We start from the raw sequence: 15266 nt of genomic DNA on the forward strand, positions 1-15266 counted from the left end.
CCTGAGTGCGCCGACCCTGGGACCGGGGCAGCAAGCGGCGCTACTGTGCCGAGGGGCTGTGCGGCGGGGAGGGGACGGTGGCGGCGCCACCCTCACGTATCGCCGCCACCACGGCGTCGTGCAGGTCGCGGCTGTCACCCTCCGAAGGAGAAGACACGGGACTGCCCGACATGGTGAACCAGTCGGACGACCCGCTGTACTGCACAGCGATCCGTGCCTCACCATCGGCCCACGTGGTGTGCACTGTGAGATCACCGGTCAGAACGCCCACCTCGTCGGTGAGCACCCCGCCGCGGCCCGTCAGCACCCCGAGCGTCGTCCATGAAGCCCAGCCCATAGTCCAAGTCTCGCATTCGTGGCCGCATCCGCGACCGGCGTGAAGGAGGGGTGGTCAGGATGAGTACGGACACCGGCTCACGTCAGTCCGCATCGCGATCGTCCGGGTACGTCGCGGCACCCGGCTCCACGGACGGCTCACCGGACGTCTCACCTGACTCGGAGCCCCGGTCAGGGGACTTCCGTTCCTGCTCCCTGGCCTGCCGCTTCTCCTCCTCCAGCCGCTTGCGGACCTCTTCCGGCTTGTCTCCGAGCTGATCCATCCCTGTCTCCCTCGGTCGGCACGGCCTTTCTCGCGGCAAGGGTCACACAGCCCCACCACGACCGCACGTCGGCGTCTTCGGCGTGAGCGGATCCATTGGCCGGTCCTCAGCCCTCCGGGCGGGCGGACAAGCGGGGTGATGGATAGCCTGGCCAAGAGCCAGGAGAACGACGGCCGGATCAAGACCGGAGAGACGCTGATCCCGGGGGTGCGTGTGCGCATTGCTCGCAGCAACGACGATCCCCTCGACGCAGGCAACGCGGCCGGGCTTCTCGTGGACGGCAACGGGACCATCCTCGGCTGCACTCCGGCGGCCGAAACCCTTCTGCACCGGCGGGCCGACGACCTGTGCGGCCGACGGGTCCGGGACCTGCTGGCCGACCCCGGCAGATGGCGGGACGTCATGGCGCAGCGGGACGGCCCGGTGTGGGAGGGCCGGGCTGTAGTGCGTGAGGGCGGTGGCGGGGAATCGGAGGTCATGTTCCGCGTCCTTCCGCTGGACCGGGGGCAGCCGGACCGGCAGGCGTCGCGCTTCTTCCTGCTGGGAGCGCCCTGGGCCCTGGTGTTGAAGTGGCGCCAGGATCACGCCTTCATGCAGGAACTGTTCCTCCAGGAACGCGTCGGCTTCGCGGTGTTCGACCGGGAGCTGCGACTGGTGCGGACGAACACTCAGCTTCTTCCGTACACGGGCGTGCCCCCCGACTTGAGCGGCCTGCGGCTCGCGGAGTTCCTGTGGCCCGAGGACGCGCGGGTGATCGACGAGCAGCTGGGGAAGGTGCTCACGACCGGCACCCCGCTGGTGGCGATGGACGCGCTCGTACGCACTCGGGTCGACCCGGGCAGGGGCCGGATCATGGCACTGTCCGCGTTTCGCCTGCAGGAGTCGGACGGGCGCGTCATGGGCGTCACCGCGCTCTTCACCGACGTCACGGAACAGCGCGGCGCACGTGAACGCCTCGACCTGCTCCACCGTGTCACCGCCGTGCTCGGCAACTCGCTGTCGGTCGCGGAAACCACGCAGGACCTGGCTGATGTGCTGGTTCCCGTGCTTGCCGATCTGGCGGCCGTCGACATAGCGGAGGCCGTGTTCGCCCACGAGGAGCCCGGAGCGGAGCATCAGCGACATCACGTCATGCGGCGGGCGGCGGTTGCCGGGGGAGCGGGCGCCGGGCGGCTGCCGACCGGTGGGTCCATGCGGGTGGATGTCGGCGGCGGGCTGCGGGGCCGCGTATGGCCGCGACTCGCGGAGCAGCCGTCGGCCGATGCCGAGGGCGATACAGGCGCCGACGCCTGGCCCGGTTCGTTGCCCGGGCCGGGCATCCACTCGGCCATGAGCGCGCTGCTGCGAGCCAGAGGCAGGCTCCTGGGCCGGGTCACGGTGTGGCGCGACGGCGACCGCGCACCCTTTGGCGCGGACGACCTGGACCTGCTGGAGGAGATCGCCTCCCGCGCGGCCCTGGTGGTGGACAACGCGCGCCGGTACGCGCGCGAGCGCCACGCCTCCGTGAGCCTGCAGCGCAGCCTGCTGCCGCCGATGACGACCGAGACGGCCGCGGTGCAGAGCTCCAGCGTCTACCTCCCCACGGATACGGCCGGCGGAGTGAGCGGGGACTGGTTCGATGTCATCCCGCTGTCCTCCGCCCGGGTCGCCCTCGTGGTCGGCGACGTGGTCGGCCACGGCCTGCAGGCCACAGCGATGATGGGACGGCTGCGCACCGCTGTACGCACGCTGGCCGACCTCGATCTCGAGCCCGACGAGCTCCTCACCCATCTCGACGACCTTGTCTCCCAGCTCACCGTGGAGAACAGCAGCTACGAGAACGGCACGCAGGCTCCCGAACGCCGGAGCGCCTACGACTCGTTCGGTGCCACCTGTCTGTACGTGACGTACGACCCGGTGTCGCGCCAGTGCGCCATGGCCAGCGCCGGACACCCCCCGCCCGCCCTGGTCGCCCCCGACGGGACCGTCGGTTACGTGGATGTGAGCCCCGGGCCGCCCCTGGGAGTCGGCGGACTGCCCTTCGAGCCCGTGGAGATGGAGGTCGAACCGGGCAGCGTGCTGGCCCTCTACACCGACGGCCTCGTCGAGCGGCCCCAGGCCGATCTGGACGAGGGAATGGCGGCCCTCAAGAGCCGGCTGGCGGCTGCGGACGTCCTGGCCCGTCCGCTGCGGGAGGTCGGCCGCGAGGTGGTGGCGGATCTGGCCCCGAGCCCGCTGTCGGACGACGTGACCCTGCTGCTTGCCCGTACCCGTGGGGTTCCCGCGCAGGACAGCGTGATGTGGGTACTGGAACCGGATCCGGCGGTGGTGGCCGACGCCCGGGCGCTGGTGGTGGGGCAGCTGTCCCGCTGGGACCTGGACGAACTCGTCTTCACCACCGAACTCGTGGCGAGCGAGCTGGTCACCAACGCCATCCGCTACGCGGGCGGCGGCCCCGTCGAGCTCAAGCTCATCCGTACGACGACGCTGATCTGCGAGGTGTCCGACCCGAGCAGTACGCAGCCCAGGATGCGACGCGCACGCGCCACGGAGGAAGGCGGGCGCGGCCTCTTCCTGATCGCGCAGCTGACCGAGCGGTGGGGCAGCCGGTACACGCGCCACGGAAAGACCATTTGGACGGAACAAACACTCCCGGGAGCGCCGTGAGTCCAGAACGTTCGGGTACGACGACGGGACCGGCGGGACCGGGCCGGCGGGCCCCCCAGGACGCCGTGGACGGTCGTACCACCGTCGTGGTGATCACCAAGGACCGCCGCACGGAACTGCTCCGTACCCTGCGGAAACTGTGCGAACTTCCGGAGCGGCCACGGGTGATCGTCACGGACAACGGGTCGGGCGACGGCACGGCCGAAGCCGTCGCGCGGGATTTCCCCGACGTCCTCCTGCTGCGGCCGGGGCACAATCTGGGCGCGCTCGGCCGAAACCTCGGAGTGCGCCACGTGCGTACTCCCTATGTCGCCTTCTGCGACGACGACACATGGTGGCAGCCGCACTCCCTGCGGCACGCGGCGGACATCCTCGACGAACGGCCGCGGCTGGCCGCCGTCACGGCCCGGATCGTCGTCGAGCCGTCGGGCGAGGAGGACCCCATCGTCGCCGACATGCGCGATTCACCGCTGTCCGGCCCCGACTGGCTGCCCGGCCCCGCGCTGGGATCGTTCCTCGCCGGCGCGACGGTCATGCGTACGGACGCCTTCCGCGCGGTGGGCGGATTCCACCCGGGCCTGTGGTTCGGCGGCGAAGAGGAACTGCTGGCCACCGACCTGCTGCGGCGGGGGTGGTGGCTGAGTTACGTACCGAGTCTCACGGTGCACCATGCCGCGTCCAGGGCTCGCGACAGTACGGCGCGGCGGATCGTGGGGCTGCGCAACACCCTGTGGTTCACCTGGCTGCGCCGGCCTCTGTTCCCGGCCCTGCGCCGTACCGGCTATCTGCTGCGGACAGTCCCGCGGGACGTGGCGTCCCTGCGGGCCTTCGCCCGCGCCGCGGCGGGTATGCCGTGGGTGCTCAAGCAGCGGGAACCGGTACCGGCCGAGCTGGAGGAGCGCCTGTGGGCGCTGGAGAAGGCACAGCGTGCCTCCACCGCGCGGAGGTATGTGGGGTGACCATCACGGAAATGCGGGAAATGCGGGAAATGCGGTGTGGTGTGGGTCCGGCCCGGGTACTCAGATCAGCGCGCTTGGAGGGGAACACCTCGATGCGGAAAGGAACCAGCTGATGTCTGAAGAAGCAGCACGAGGCGACGACGTCTACCAGCCCGGACACTCCGACGTACAGAACAGGCCGACTGACGACCTCGACCTGGAGAACGCGGTCGGGGAGCGGGACCTGGACGAGATGCTGGACGAGGGGTACTCCCCGCCCGAGCGGCCCCTGGGAGTGACCAAGTACGGCACCACGGGCGAGGAGCAGCGTGAGGGGGAGTCCCTCGATCAGCGCCTGGCGCAGGAGACGCCCGACGTACGGCCGCCCGAGGGCGACGAGGTCGGCGACCTGCCGGAGAGCGAGGGCGAACCTCTGGACGAGCAGTCCGCCGACACGCGTGCGGGCCGCATCGCCCCGGTGCCTGAGGAGGCACCGAGGCGCAACATCGGCGTACTGGGACGGGATGTCGGCATCGACGGCGGTGCGGCATCGGCTGAGGAAGCCGCGATGCACGTGGATGCGGCGGAAGACAACGCAGAGAACGAGAACGACGCCTTGTAGCGGCGTGCTCAAGCGCGCGACCGGCTGCGGCCTCCTGCCACCAAGCGGTACAGCACCAGGAGGATGAGCGATCCGACGATGGCGGCGACCCACGTCGACACCTCGAAGAAGCCGTCGATGGAGTCGACGCCGAAGATCACCTTGCCGAGCCAGCCACCGAGCAGTCCGCCGGCGATTCCGATCAGCATGGTGATGATGAGGCCTCCGGGGTCCTTGCCCGGCAGCAGCGCCTTGGCGATGAGACCGGCGAGAAGGCCGATGAGAATCCAGGCAATGATGCCCATGGGGCACCTCCAAGTGTCGTTACGTGTCACTCGACGGGTTTCTCGTAAGCGCGTAGGCCTCAGCCGAGTTTCCAAACATGCGGCCGGTCAGGCCACTAGCGAATCTCTTCGGGCTTGACGACCAGCCACCGCTTGTCGGCCGTCACCGGCCCACCGAGCTCCCGCTGGCGGGCGGCGTTGGACCGCTGCATGTCCTGGATCTGCTTCAGGTACTTGTCCTTGCGGTTGACCCAGAGCCTCGTGCCGGCATTCTTCGAATCCGTGCTGTGGAACAGCATAGGGCCGTCGCTCACCGGCGTGTCACCCGCCACCAGAATCGGCTTGCGCCACTCGTCGATGTAGGTCCTGATCGCCGCGGGCTTTCCCTCGAACCATGTCAGCGGCGCCCACAGCGTCGGGGTCAGCTCGCGGTCACTCAGCTTGGCGGGATCGTATGCGCCGGCTGCTATCTCCTTGCGGGCTGTGGTGACATCGCCGGTCGCACGGTCCTTCAGGAGCATCGATACACCAATGACGTTCTGCGGCTTGACGTGGTATCCGTACCGGGGGTCGGCCAGCACCATGCGGACCAGTTCCTCGCTGGCCGCGCTGACGACGTAGACCTCGATGCCGTTGTGCCGCAGTGTCTTGTACAACTCCTGCATGCCCGTCAGGAACTCGGGGGCCTTGACCTCGGTCCTGGTCAGTCTCCCGTCCTCGTAGTACTCGGCCGGAATCGGCTTGCCGTACGCGAGCAGGTCATCGACATGCCCCTTGAGCTGCTTCAGCGTCAACCCCGAGAAGATCTGGGCCACCCACGGGTAGCAGACCTGGTCGTCAATCTCGCACAGCCTGTTGTAGTAGCTGTACAGGCTCTCCTTGTGGCCGGTGGTGTCCTTGAAGGGAATGGTCTTCAGCGACGGGTCCATCGACTCGCGGGTGACGATCCCGCGCATCTCCAGGAAGGGGAGGAGGGATTCCTCAAGGTCGTTGCGGTAGGTCGTGTTGTCCGCGTCGAACACGGCGTACGCGCCCTTGTGGGCGTTCTTCGAGATGACGTGGCCGAGTCGGTCCGCCACGGGCTTGGGCCAGTGCCGCAGTTCGGCCGTGGCCCGGCCGGACACATCCGCCGCCTTCGCCTCGGGACGCGAGTCGATGAGACCGGCCCCTGCCACCAGAGCCCCGGTCAGTACGCTCACGGTCCCGAGGACCGCCAGCCTGCCCTTTGTGCGCTTTGCCATCTTGGTTACCCCTGAGATCGATCTTCACGGCGACCCGCGATCGTAGCTGTCCGTGCTCCGTACGCCCGTTAGCGAAGTCACCGTTCAAAGAAGCGTGGTAGCAGCCGATTTGGGTATTCCGGCGCTTGCCGGTTGGGTGTTTGTCATCAGGGGTGGCACGGGAGTTCCGCACCGGAGGTTCTGCAAGAGCCACAAAAGTGAGTAGCATCCGGCCCCAACAGTTGTACAAGGAAAGTGAGCTGTCATGCCAGAAGGCAACCCCACTCTGCAGACCCAATACGCACAGCAGGTCGATACCGACCTGGAGCGCAACACCAAAGAACAAGAACGCATCACGGCCGAGGTTGCCGCCCTCCAGGACCAGCTCGCGGCACTGCAGAAGGACCATGAACTGCTGGTCAGCATGCAGGCGGCGCTGGGCACTTCGCACGTGAAGAAAGCCAGGGCGTCCAAGGTGGCCAAGCCCGCCAAGACCGCCAAGGCGGGTAAGGCGGCCGCGGCGGCACCGGCCGTAACGGTTCCCGCCGCGCGCCGCGCAAAGGCAAACCCCGGCACCGACAAGCGTTCCAGGAAGACGGCGGAGTCGAATACCGGAGCGAAGGCGAACAAGACTTCGCCTCCCCTGCGCGAACTCGTCGTCGCCGTCCTTGCCAAGCACGAGGAGCCCCGGTCGGCAGCCGAAGTCACCCAAGAGCTGGCACAGGCACACCCCGAACGCACGCTCAGCGTCACGGTGGTGCGCAACGCCCTTGAGGCATCGGTCGCCAAGAACCAGAGCGAACGAACCAAGCAGCAGAAGTCCGTCTACTACCGCGTCGTCAAGAACGACCAGGCAACGGAGGAGCCGGCTGCGGCGCCCAGCACAGCGAGCGCGTAACCGGCACACACCCTGAGGGCGGTGACACAGCCACCCTCATATCAGTTCACCGAGGGCTTGGGCCGCCCGCACGGCGAGCCACACCTCGGTGTGGTCGGCCGTGGACGCGAGGTTCTTCCCGGTCAGTTCCGTGAAACGGCGGATGCGGTAGGCCAGGGTGCGGCGGCGCGGGCCGGCGCCCACGCCGCCTCCCGGCTCGCCACCTGGAAGGGGCAGCCCGCGGCAATGGGGCTGCCCGAGGCGGCGCCGCAGCGTCTCGCGCTCGTTGCCACGGCCGCACGCCGGCTGACCCGCGCAACTCGCTACGCAGCCCCGCGCCACCCACCGCGTGATGAGGGATGCGCAGTGTTCAGAGGGCGCCTGTCCGCCCGTCCCGGAGGGTGGCTCGCGCGCGGTGCCAGGTCTTTACCGGGTCGAATCCCGCTGCCTGCCAGGTGGTTGAGGCCAGGGTGCCGCGTCCCTTGTACTGGCGCATGATCGCGACGTGCGGCGGCCAGGCGATGAAGCCGTGCAGGGCGGCCGCGTCGCGCCAGACGGCCACGGCGCCGCACCGACGGGCTGTGGGGACGGTCCACAGCCACAGCCCGTGTGCCCCCTCCAGCTCCGGCCAGTCCGCCACGAGCCGGCGGGCCGCGCGGTAGACACCGGGCAGGTCCGTGATCCTGTGGAGCCTGAAGTCGGTGACGCTGACCAGCACCGGGCCGCCGCGGCCGTGGTCCTGGCCAGGCGTCCAGGAGGACCTCAACATGTCATGTCGCGCACTGCGGCGCCGTGGGGCAGGCCGGTGGCCGCATTCGGGGACGGGGTCGGCCGGGGTATGTCCTCGGGGGTCACCCGGCGTACGAGGGCGATGCTGTCCCGAACCGCCCGCGCGTGGAGGCGTCGTGTGCGGTCGAAGTCCGCGTACTCAGAATTAGTAAGCATGTGCTTACGATCAGTGGGTGCGTACGAACTGTCAACGGGCATTCCCGGCCATGGCTCAGAACGCTCCTTGAACATGTCGCCCACACCTTGCGTACGTCTCTGTGCCAACGACAGGAGCGGACATGGCTGATCGCATGGAATCGATGATGCAAGGGCTTCCGGGTGGCGGTGCTGAGCTCTCCGTAGTGCTGACCCTGCGCTGGGACGACGTGGCCGCGCTCGGCCGGGAGGCGAGCCGGCTGGCCGAGCAGCGCGGAGCGCCCGTGACTCTCGACGAGGCCGCCAGCCACCGGCTCCGTACGTGGTCTTCGGTGGCGAACGCGCCTGACGAGCGCAAGAGTCAGGTGCCCGCGTCGGCTCCGGCGACCGCTGCCATTGCCGGTGCCCAGACCGCCGACCGGGCCCGCACACACGTGGGGCACTTGAGCGAGACGGCCCCGGTGGCGTCCATCTCGCCGCACTCCGCCCCCGCGCAGCCCTCGCACTCGCGGTAGTCGCCGCGGGCCGCAGGCGGTACGCCGCCGCCACCACGACGCCGGCCATGTGCAGCGGTGGAACAAGCCGAGGCCGACGTCCTTTTCGGACGTCGGCCTCTTTCTCGTACAGCGTTACGGTCCGGACAGTGCCGCGGTCATGTACGACGACCACACCTGCAGCGGCAGGAAGTCGCCCCGCTCCGCCCCGGACCCACCCACACCGGTCACCGGCAGCAGACCACCCTCGCCCGGCTTGTCCCGGAAGACGGTCACGGCGGTCGACATGTCTTCGGTGCAGCCGATGAACCAGGCGGCCGGCAGCCGGTCGGTGTCGCCGGTGCGGCCCGCGGCAATGGGCGTCGCCAGTGCGCGCAGCGTGTCCGGGCCCAGGGCGTCCACCGCCACGTCCCGCATCGCCCTGGAGACCTCACGGGCCACCTCGGTTTCCAGGACTTGCCTGCCGGGCGGCAGCTCCAGCCCCTCCAGCTGTGTGCCCCGGTAGGTGACCGCGGTGACCGAGTACGGGTCCGTCCGCCGGCCGTCCTCGGTGAAGGTGGCGTAGGCGTCGGCCATCCGGATGGCGCTCGGGGTGGAGGTGCCGACGGAGAAGGACCGCTCCAAGGGGGCCATGCTCTGCGGAAGCAGGCCCGTACTGACCGCGAGATCCCGTACCTTCTCCAGGCCGATGTCCTCACCGAGCCGGCTGTAGACACTGTCGCCGCCGTTGCCGCCGTCGCCGTCGCCGTCGTCGTCGCCGCCCGCGACCAGCGCCTCGCGCAAAGTGGTGGGAAAGCCGGTGGAGAAGGACAGGGCGCCGGTGGCGGATCGCTCCGGCAGCAGCCACGGCGTTCCGGTGGTCAAGGCGCCGGTCCCGTCGTAGAAACTGTCGGCGGTCACCGGCAGCCGCGGCAGGACCGTACCGGCCGAACGGACACCGTGCTGCAGAGCGGCGGCCAGGACGAACGGCTTGAAGGCCGAACCCACCGGCACACCCGCGGTGTCGGCGTTGTTGGTGAAGTGTTCCGTCGCGTCGGAGCCCCCGTACAGCGCCAGCACTGCCCCGTCGCCCGGGCGTATCGACGCGGCGCCGAACTGGACATCCCGGTCGGCGGCCCGGCGTTCGGGATCCAGTGTCTGCGCCGTGACCTTGTCCACGGTCTGCCGCAGTTGCTCCACCTTGGTTCTTTCGAAGGTCGTACGGATCTTGTATCCGCCGCGGCCCAGATCCTCGGCGGTCAGCCCGGTACGTTTTTCGATGTACTTGTTCGCCACGTCCACCAGGTAACCGGTCTGGCCGGACAGCCCGGTGGACACCGACTGCGGGCGCGGCTCCGGGAAGACGGTGTACTTCGCCCGCTCCTGCCACGACATGTGGCCGAGCTCCACCTGCCGGTCCAGGACGTACTTCCACCGGGCCTCAGCCCGGCGGTGGTTCGCCTCGCTCAAGGAAGGGTCGTACTGCTCCGCTCCCTTCAGCAGCGCGGCCAGCAGCGCGCTGCGCCCGGGATCCAGTTCCCGGGCGTCCATGCCGTAGTAGGCCATCGCGGCGGCCTGCACCCCATAGGCGTTGCGGCCGAACCAGCTGGTGTTGAGATACCCCTGGAGGATCTCCCGCTTGGACAGGGAACTGGACAGCTTGACCGCCAGGCACAGCTCACGCAACTTGCGGTCCACGGTCTGCTCCGGCGTCAGATACGTGTTCTTCACATACTGCTGCGTGATGGTCGAACCGCCCTGGATCTCCCCGCCGCGCGCCATGTTCACCACGGCCCGGCCCAGGCCGCCGACGGAGAATCCCGGGTCACTGTAGAAGTCGGCGTTCTCCGCCGAGATCACGGCGTTCTGCAGAGACGGCGGGATGTCGGACAGCGGGACGTTCTGCCGGTTGATCGCCCCGACACTGACCATCTGGGTGCCGTCGGCCCAGTAATACACATTGGCTTCGGCTCGCGCGGTGGCGTTCACATCGGCGATCTGCACAGTGGAGTAGACGTAACCGACCAGAGCGGCGACCGCCGCGCAACAGATCAGCGAGAGACCGAGCAACTGGCGCCACGACGGAACAAACCGCAACAGTCCGCGACGGCCTTGGCGCGGGTAATCGAAGCGCAGCCGACGGCTCTTGCCGGAAGGCGGGTGCGGCCGCCCCCACGCTTTCGGTCCCATTCGACGCATCACAGACGCTCGCCCTTCTCCGTACGGTCCATCCTGCCGCTCCCTACTACGCGGTGTGACGGCGCCCTGTTCAGGGGGCCGGCGGCGCCGCCGTGAACGACTCTCACGTCTGCGGAGCCAGCCAGGACGCGACCGCTTCCGCGATCGGCTGGCCGGTCTCCAGTTCCACGAAGCCGAACTGACCACCCTGGTTGCACTCCAGGAACCACCAGACCTTCTCGGTGTCCTCGGCGAAATCGAAAGCCGCGTACGCGAGGCCTGCCAGCTCCGTGTAGTCGCGAACCGCCCGCGCGATGCGGTCCGGTACGCCGACGGGCTCCCACACGTGGCCCGTATCGCCGTAGCGTCCGTCGACCTGCCCGGGCGCGGAGAGCTTCCGGGCGGCGAACGTCCGGTCACCGACGCTCGTCAGCCGGATGTCGGCCCGTTTGGGTACGTACCGCTGAAGCAGCGTGGGGCCGGCCGCGACGTCGGCGAAATCCGTACCGGGCTCGACGAGTGCGGTGGGCAGGGAGACCGGGGGCTCGCTGCGCGGCGGCCCGGACAGGCACTTCACCACGACCTTCCCGTACTGCGCCGCGAACTGCTGGGCCACCCGCGGGAAGGTCGTGATGACGGTGGGCGGCACGGCGAAGCCGCTCTGGTGGGCGAAGCGCAACTGCCAGGGCTTGAGGCGGGCCTGCGCCGCCTGTCGGGGATGGTTCATCCAGCGTGCCGTGGTCGAGTACAGCGCCCCGTACAGGGCTTGTCCGGTCTCGGCGGTGAGCCACTGCGACGGCTCCGGGGCGTGCGCCGCGGGCTCACCGGGCCGTCGTACCCAAACGGAGGTCAGGGCCTCGGAGCTGACCACGCGCCCGTCCGCCGACAGGTAGCAGTGGAAGTCACCACGGACGTACTCGGCCGACAGGCCGGCCTCGCCGGGGAGATCGGCGGGATCCAGGCGCACCAGCGGGACGCCCCGCTCGTGCAGCCTGGCCACCACCAGGTCGGTCGTAACGTCCTGATGGCACGTCAGAATCAACACCGTCATCGGCGTGCCGGCCGGTCAGTCGTCGAAGTGCGTCTGGGAACCGGCCGTGGACGTCGTGGTGCTGGTCGCCAGGAGCAGCGCCCGGTCGCTGATGGCGGGACGCCCGTCGGACAGCACGTTCAGCTGGAGAGCGGGGCTGTATCCGTACGGAACGGGGATGCCCGCCCCCGTCCCTTCATTCTGGCGAGCGTAGTTGAGTACGAACGGTTGCATGGGGCCCCCTCGTCGCGTGACCGGTCAGCGGTGTTCGTGGGTCAGTACGTACCGGACATGTAGGGAGTTCACTACTTTCCGCTACGCCGGCCTGGTGCGAGCCGAAGAGATCCGCGCCGCCAGGGCGCCGCAGGGCGGATCTGACAGGATTCGCGATTGATGACGGAAAATCCAGGCTGTGTGATGTGTGGCGGAACGATTGCGCCCGACGGCTATTGCTGGGACTGCGGTGAGGCGCAGCCGGCCTTCCGCTCGCACATGGAGATTACGGCGGATGACGGTGCGGCGGGAGTCAGCGACCGGGGCAAGCGACGCGGCACCAACGCGGACGCCATGGCGTTGACGACGACCGGGAGGTGGACGATCGGTGTCGTCTGCGACGGCGTTTCCATGTCGCCACGCGCGGAACGAGCCGCTCAAGTCGCGGCCGAAGTCGGCATGACAACCCTCGCGGCACGGCTGGGGGCGGCTGCTCTGCCGGAGGTCGCGCTCAGCGATGCCGCCGTCCGGGCGAGTCGCGCGGTCACCGCCTTGGCCGCATCGGTCGATGCGGCACCGGCCTGCACATATGTGGCGGGCATCGCCGGTCCGGAAGGGATCTGGTGCGCTTGGATCGGCGACAGCCGCGCCTACTGGCTGCCCGACGAGGGGCCAGGGATGGCGCTGACCGAGGACGACACGGGTGACTACGAGGCTCTCACCGCTTGGCTGGGAGCCGACGCCGGCGAACCGCTACCGAGCATCCGGAGCTACCGGCCGTCGGTGCCGGGGCGGCTGCTGCTGTGCACTGACGGTCTGTGGCGGTATCTGCCCGATGCCGGTGAACTGCGGGGTGCGCTGACTTCCCCTTCCCGGCGCGCGTCCTCGCCGGGCAGCGGGCTTCTGGAAGACGCCCGAACGCTCGTCGGACACGCCCTGGACGCAGGTGGGCACGACAACGTTACGGCGCTACTCCTCCCCGTCACGGCAAGCGTGCCGACGGCGGACTGAACGGACGGGCCTCATCCCGTGCGATGTCGGGTCCCATAGGCTGACGCCGTGAAACGAATACAGCGGACCGCCGGCGCGGTCATCGGCTCCGCCGTCGGTGACGCACTCGGCGGCCCCTTCGAGTTCGGGCCGGCGGGGGCGTTCTCCGCGCGGTTCCCGGAACCCGGCGAAGACAGCGAGATGTGCGGCGGCGGTGGCTGGGACCCCGGCGAGGCCACGGACGACACACAGATGGCCGTTCTGGTGGGGGAGTCGCTGCTGGAGCGAGGCGGCCTGGAGCTGCCGGACATCTTCGCGCGCTTCCAGCGATGGGCGGCGTCCGAGCCCAAGGACATCGGCCTGCAGACCGAGGACGTCCTCACCAACGGCATGCCGTGGGACCTGGCCGCCGCAACCCACTTCCAGGTCAGCCAACACGCCGCGGGCAACGGCTCCTTGATGCGGGCAGCCACCTCGGCGGTCTACTTCGCGGCCGGCGGCCGCGAGGACACCATGGACGCCGCCCGCCGCATCGCTGCCCTCACCCACGGCGACCGCGCCGCCTGGGAAGGAACAGCCGTCTTCCACGAACTCATCCGGGTCACCCTCGACGGCACCGAGCCCCTCGCCGCCCTCTCCGGCATCCTGGACCACGTCCACCCCGACCACCGCCCGCGATACGCCACGGTCCTCGCCGACGACTGGCACCCCGATCAGGCCACCGAGTTCAACGGTGCCGTCTGGCCGTGCCTGGGCTCCGCCGTCTGGGCCCTGCGTACCACGGCGAGTTACGAGCAGGCGGTACGCGCCGCGATCGACCTCGGTGGTGACACGGACACCGTCGCCGCGGTCACCGGCGCTCTGGCGGGCGCGTACCACGGACTGGACTCGATACCCACGCGCTGGACCGATCCCCTGCACGTCCCCCTGCCGGGCTCCGGCGGACGGGTGTTGCGCCTGCCGCACCTGCTCGACCTCGCACACCACCTCGGAGCCCGACCCCCGGCCAACACCCTCGCGGCTCAACTCTCCTGACGTCGTACGACGGGGGCGGACCAGCCGAGCCTGAGGAAGCCGTCGGAGCCGGGCTCCGGCTCCACCGCCGTACCGAAGGCCTCGCCTGCCCTGGTCAGAACCTCGCACAGCCACCCGGCGTCCCGCGCCGACGCGTGGTGCAGCGACATCCGCCGGGCCTGCATGGGGGCGATCCGCAGACCGGCCAGTTCGCCCGTGCCCGCGTTCAGCGACGGAAAATACAGCAGCCGCAGGTCGTCCCGGTAGCGCTCGTACCCCGTGATTCCTTCGTAGTCGTCGACGAGATCCCCGCAGCCGTACAGGATGAGTCTGCCCCGGTAGACCTCGATCGGGCGCGGATGGTGCGAGGAGTGACCGTGGACCACGTCCACACCGCCGTCGACGAGCCGCCGTGCGAACGCGATCTGGCTCCGTGCCACCGCGTACCCCCAGTTCGACCCCCAGTGGATCGAGACGACCGTCAGATCACCGTCCCGGCGCACCGCCCGCAGCCGCCGTACGAGGGCGTCCGCGCTGCGGACCGACAGATCGGGTACGAAATCGACGCCCGGCCGGTTCTCCGTGGCCGACCAGCGCGACGGGATCCCGCTGGACGCCATCCCGCACGACAGCACGACCACCCGCCCGCCGCCCTTCGTGGCGACCGCCACCGGCCGCCGCGCCTCGGCCGCGTCCCGCCCCGCGCCGGCGGGCCCGAGCCGCGCAGCGCGCAGGACGTCCAGCGTCTCCTCCAGGCCGCGGTATCCGAAGTCGAGTACGTGGTTGTTCGCGAGCGCGCACACATCGGGCCGCGCGACGGTCAGGCACGGTACGTTCGCCGGGTGCATCCGGTAGTTCACGGCCTTGCCGGGAGCGAAATCATCGCTTGTCGTGATGCTCGTTTCCAGATTGATGACCCGGACGTCGGGTGCGACTGCTTCCATCACGTCCAGCGCCACCCCCCACGGCCAGGTGTGGTCCACGGGCGCGGGGATCGGGCCGTTGGCGGCCTCGGCGAGCGAGACGTAATCGCGGGCGTCCCGGATGTAGCCCTCACGCAGCTCCGGATCGCCCGGGTGCGGAAGGATCTGGTCGACACCCCGGCCCGGCATCACGTCGCCGCTCAGCAGGAGCGTCACCAGGGCCTGGCCCATGCCCCAATTTTATCGGCATCAGGTGGTCACGGACCGTAGTGGCTTGAGTTCGATCTCCACAAACGCCAGCCATGAGCCACCGGTATTGACGACATCGTGTTCGCCACCCGCCGGGCGGGCGTACG

Annotated in this window: 18 protein-coding genes; 7 read left to right on the forward strand and 11 right to left on the reverse strand. The window is 69.4% G+C overall.

Going from position 1 to position 15266, the window contains the following annotated elements; genetic code table 11:
- Positions 1-40: 40 nt before the first annotated feature.
- Complete coding sequence (locus tag J7E96_RS21215) at positions 41-337, reverse strand: hypothetical protein (protein WP_215133238.1); 297 nt, start codon at positions 335-337, stop codon at positions 41-43.
- An 82-nt stretch (positions 338-419) separates the two neighbouring features.
- Positions 420-599 carry a hypothetical protein gene (locus J7E96_RS21220; RefSeq protein WP_215133239.1) on the reverse strand — a complete coding sequence of 60 codons (180 nt, stop codon included), beginning with the start codon at positions 597-599 and terminating at the stop codon, positions 420-422.
- A gap of 138 nt (positions 600-737) precedes the next feature.
- On the opposite strand from J7E96_RS21220, the gene J7E96_RS21225 reads away from it, so the two are divergent.
- The 3 genes from J7E96_RS21225 to J7E96_RS21235 all read left to right on the forward strand — a co-directional run bounded on the left by J7E96_RS21225 (position 738) and on the right by J7E96_RS21235 (position 4805).
- Positions 738-3245 carry a SpoIIE family protein phosphatase gene (locus tag J7E96_RS21225; RefSeq protein ID WP_215133240.1) on the forward strand — a complete coding sequence of 836 codons (2508 nt, stop codon included), beginning with the start codon at positions 738-740 and terminating at the stop codon, positions 3243-3245.
- Between the two features lie 65 nt (positions 3246-3310).
- Positions 3311-4204, forward strand: a complete 894-nt coding sequence (locus J7E96_RS21230; protein WP_215133270.1) for a glycosyltransferase family 2 protein — start codon at positions 3311-3313, stop codon at positions 4202-4204.
- 112 nt (positions 4205-4316) lie between these two features.
- Positions 4317-4805 carry a DUF5709 domain-containing protein gene (locus J7E96_RS21235; RefSeq protein WP_215133241.1) on the forward strand — a complete coding sequence of 163 codons (489 nt, stop codon included), beginning with the start codon at positions 4317-4319 and terminating at the stop codon, positions 4803-4805.
- Between the two features lie 8 nt (positions 4806-4813).
- On the opposite strand, the gene J7E96_RS21240 is transcribed toward J7E96_RS21235, so the two are convergent.
- Together J7E96_RS21240 and J7E96_RS21245 are read right to left on the reverse strand one after the other, a co-directional pair.
- Positions 4814-5089, reverse strand: a complete 276-nt coding sequence (locus J7E96_RS21240; protein ID WP_215133242.1) for a GlsB/YeaQ/YmgE family stress response membrane protein — start codon at positions 5087-5089, stop codon at positions 4814-4816.
- Between the two features lie 95 nt (positions 5090-5184).
- Entirely contained in the window at positions 5185-6309 is a 1125-nt protein-coding gene (locus J7E96_RS21245; protein ID WP_215133243.1) for a haloacid dehalogenase-like hydrolase, read from the reverse strand.
- A gap of 244 nt (positions 6310-6553) precedes the next feature.
- Between J7E96_RS21245 and J7E96_RS21250 the strand changes: the two genes are divergently transcribed.
- A complete protein-coding gene (locus J7E96_RS21250) occupies positions 6554-7186 on the forward strand; it encodes a hypothetical protein (RefSeq protein ID WP_215133244.1) in 633 nt (210 codons plus the stop codon).
- 36 nt (positions 7187-7222) lie between these two features.
- Here J7E96_RS21250 and J7E96_RS37570 read toward each other — a convergent pair whose 3' ends face one another.
- From J7E96_RS37570 to J7E96_RS21265, 3 genes are all read right to left on the reverse strand, one after another.
- A complete protein-coding gene (locus J7E96_RS37570; protein ID WP_308296065.1) occupies positions 7223-7369 on the reverse strand; it encodes a helix-turn-helix domain-containing protein in 147 nt (48 codons plus the stop codon).
- A 166-nt stretch (positions 7370-7535) separates the two neighbouring features.
- Complete coding sequence (locus J7E96_RS21260) at positions 7536-7934, reverse strand: hypothetical protein (protein ID WP_215133245.1); 399 nt, start codon at positions 7932-7934, stop codon at positions 7536-7538.
- Positions 7928-8110 (reverse strand): hypothetical protein, encoded by a 183-nt coding sequence (locus tag J7E96_RS21265; RefSeq protein WP_215133246.1) that lies wholly within the window; start codon positions 8108-8110, stop codon positions 7928-7930. The genes J7E96_RS21260 and J7E96_RS21265 overlap by 7 nt, the downstream gene beginning before the upstream one ends.
- Positions 8111-8232: 122 nt before the next feature.
- Here J7E96_RS21265 and J7E96_RS21270 point away from each other — a divergent pair, with 122 nt between their 5' ends.
- Positions 8233-8604, forward strand: coding sequence for a hypothetical protein (locus tag J7E96_RS21270; RefSeq protein ID WP_251070213.1), 372 nt, complete (start codon positions 8233-8235; stop codon positions 8602-8604).
- Between the two features lie 114 nt (positions 8605-8718).
- Here the strand turns inward: J7E96_RS21270 and J7E96_RS21275 are convergent, their stop codons facing one another.
- The 3 genes from J7E96_RS21275 to tgmA form a co-directional block, all read right to left on the reverse strand.
- Positions 8719-10752 (reverse strand): transglycosylase domain-containing protein, encoded by a 2034-nt coding sequence (locus J7E96_RS21275; RefSeq protein ID WP_215133247.1) that lies wholly within the window; start codon positions 10750-10752, stop codon positions 8719-8721.
- 112 nt (positions 10753-10864) lie between these two features.
- A complete protein-coding gene (tgmB, locus tag J7E96_RS21280; RefSeq protein ID WP_215133248.1) occupies positions 10865-11791 on the reverse strand; it encodes an ATP-grasp ribosomal peptide maturase in 927 nt (308 codons plus the stop codon).
- A gap of 15 nt (positions 11792-11806) precedes the next feature.
- Positions 11807-12004 (reverse strand): putative ATP-grasp-modified RiPP, encoded by a 198-nt coding sequence (gene tgmA, locus J7E96_RS21285; protein WP_215133249.1) that lies wholly within the window; start codon positions 12002-12004, stop codon positions 11807-11809.
- A 159-nt stretch (positions 12005-12163) separates the two neighbouring features.
- Between tgmA and J7E96_RS21290 the strand changes: the two genes are divergently transcribed.
- The gene (locus J7E96_RS21290) at positions 12164-12994 is read left to right on the forward strand and encodes a PP2C family serine/threonine-protein phosphatase (RefSeq protein ID WP_251070214.1); all 831 of its coding nucleotides are present in this window, start codon (positions 12164-12166) and stop codon (positions 12992-12994) included.
- A gap of 48 nt (positions 12995-13042) precedes the next feature.
- A complete protein-coding gene (locus J7E96_RS21295; protein WP_215133250.1) occupies positions 13043-14008 on the forward strand; it encodes an ADP-ribosylglycohydrolase family protein in 966 nt (321 codons plus the stop codon).
- On the opposite strand, the gene J7E96_RS21300 is transcribed toward J7E96_RS21295, so the two are convergent.
- On the reverse strand, positions 13996-15141 hold the full coding sequence (locus J7E96_RS21300; RefSeq protein ID WP_215133251.1) for a CapA family protein: 1146 nt from the start codon (positions 15139-15141) through the stop codon (positions 13996-13998). The two genes, J7E96_RS21295 and J7E96_RS21300, sit on opposite strands and share 13 nt — an antisense overlap.
- Positions 15142-15266: the final 125 nt, after the last annotated feature.

The organism is Streptomyces sp. ISL-96 (assembly GCF_018614035.1).
Lineage (GTDB): Bacteria > Actinomycetota > Actinomycetes > Streptomycetales > Streptomycetaceae > Streptomyces.

Bases quoted from the DNA above. Each gene is read 5' to 3' on its own strand.
- J7E96_RS21215 (WP_215133238.1), bottom strand. From the start codon at position 337: ATGGGCTGGGCTTCATGGACGACGCTCGGGGTGCTGACGGGCCGCGGC.
- J7E96_RS21220 (WP_215133239.1), bottom strand. From the start codon at position 599: ATGGATCAGCTCGGAGACAAGCCGGAAGAGGTCCGCAAGCGGCTGGAG.
- J7E96_RS21225 (WP_215133240.1), top strand. From the start codon at position 738: ATGGATAGCCTGGCCAAGAGCCAGGAGAACGACGGCCGGATCAAGACC.
- J7E96_RS21235 (WP_215133241.1), top strand. From the start codon at position 4,317: ATGTCTGAAGAAGCAGCACGAGGCGACGACGTCTACCAGCCCGGACAC.
- J7E96_RS21240 (WP_215133242.1), bottom strand. From the start codon at position 5,089: ATGGGCATCATTGCCTGGATTCTCATCGGCCTTCTCGCCGGTCTCATC.
- J7E96_RS21245 (WP_215133243.1), bottom strand. From the start codon at position 6,309: ATGGCAAAGCGCACAAAGGGCAGGCTGGCGGTCCTCGGGACCGTGAGC.
- J7E96_RS21250 (WP_215133244.1), top strand. From the start codon at position 6,554: ATGCCAGAAGGCAACCCCACTCTGCAGACCCAATACGCACAGCAGGTC.
- J7E96_RS21260 (WP_215133245.1), bottom strand. From the start codon at position 7,934: ATGTTGAGGTCCTCCTGGACGCCTGGCCAGGACCACGGCCGCGGCGGC.
- J7E96_RS21265 (WP_215133246.1), bottom strand. From the start codon at position 8,110: ATGCTTACTAATTCTGAGTACGCGGACTTCGACCGCACACGACGCCTC.
- J7E96_RS21270 (WP_251070213.1), top strand. From the start codon at position 8,233: ATGGCTGATCGCATGGAATCGATGATGCAAGGGCTTCCGGGTGGCGGT.
- J7E96_RS21275 (WP_215133247.1), bottom strand. From the start codon at position 10,752: ATGGGACCGAAAGCGTGGGGGCGGCCGCACCCGCCTTCCGGCAAGAGC.
- tgmB (WP_215133248.1), bottom strand. From the start codon at position 11,791: ATGACGGTGTTGATTCTGACGTGCCATCAGGACGTTACGACCGACCTG.
- tgmA (WP_215133249.1), bottom strand. From the start codon at position 12,004: ATGCAACCGTTCGTACTCAACTACGCTCGCCAGAATGAAGGGACGGGG.
- J7E96_RS21290 (WP_251070214.1), top strand. From the start codon at position 12,164: ATGACGGAAAATCCAGGCTGTGTGATGTGTGGCGGAACGATTGCGCCC.
- J7E96_RS21300 (WP_215133251.1), bottom strand. From the start codon at position 15,141: ATGGGCCAGGCCCTGGTGACGCTCCTGCTGAGCGGCGACGTGATGCCG.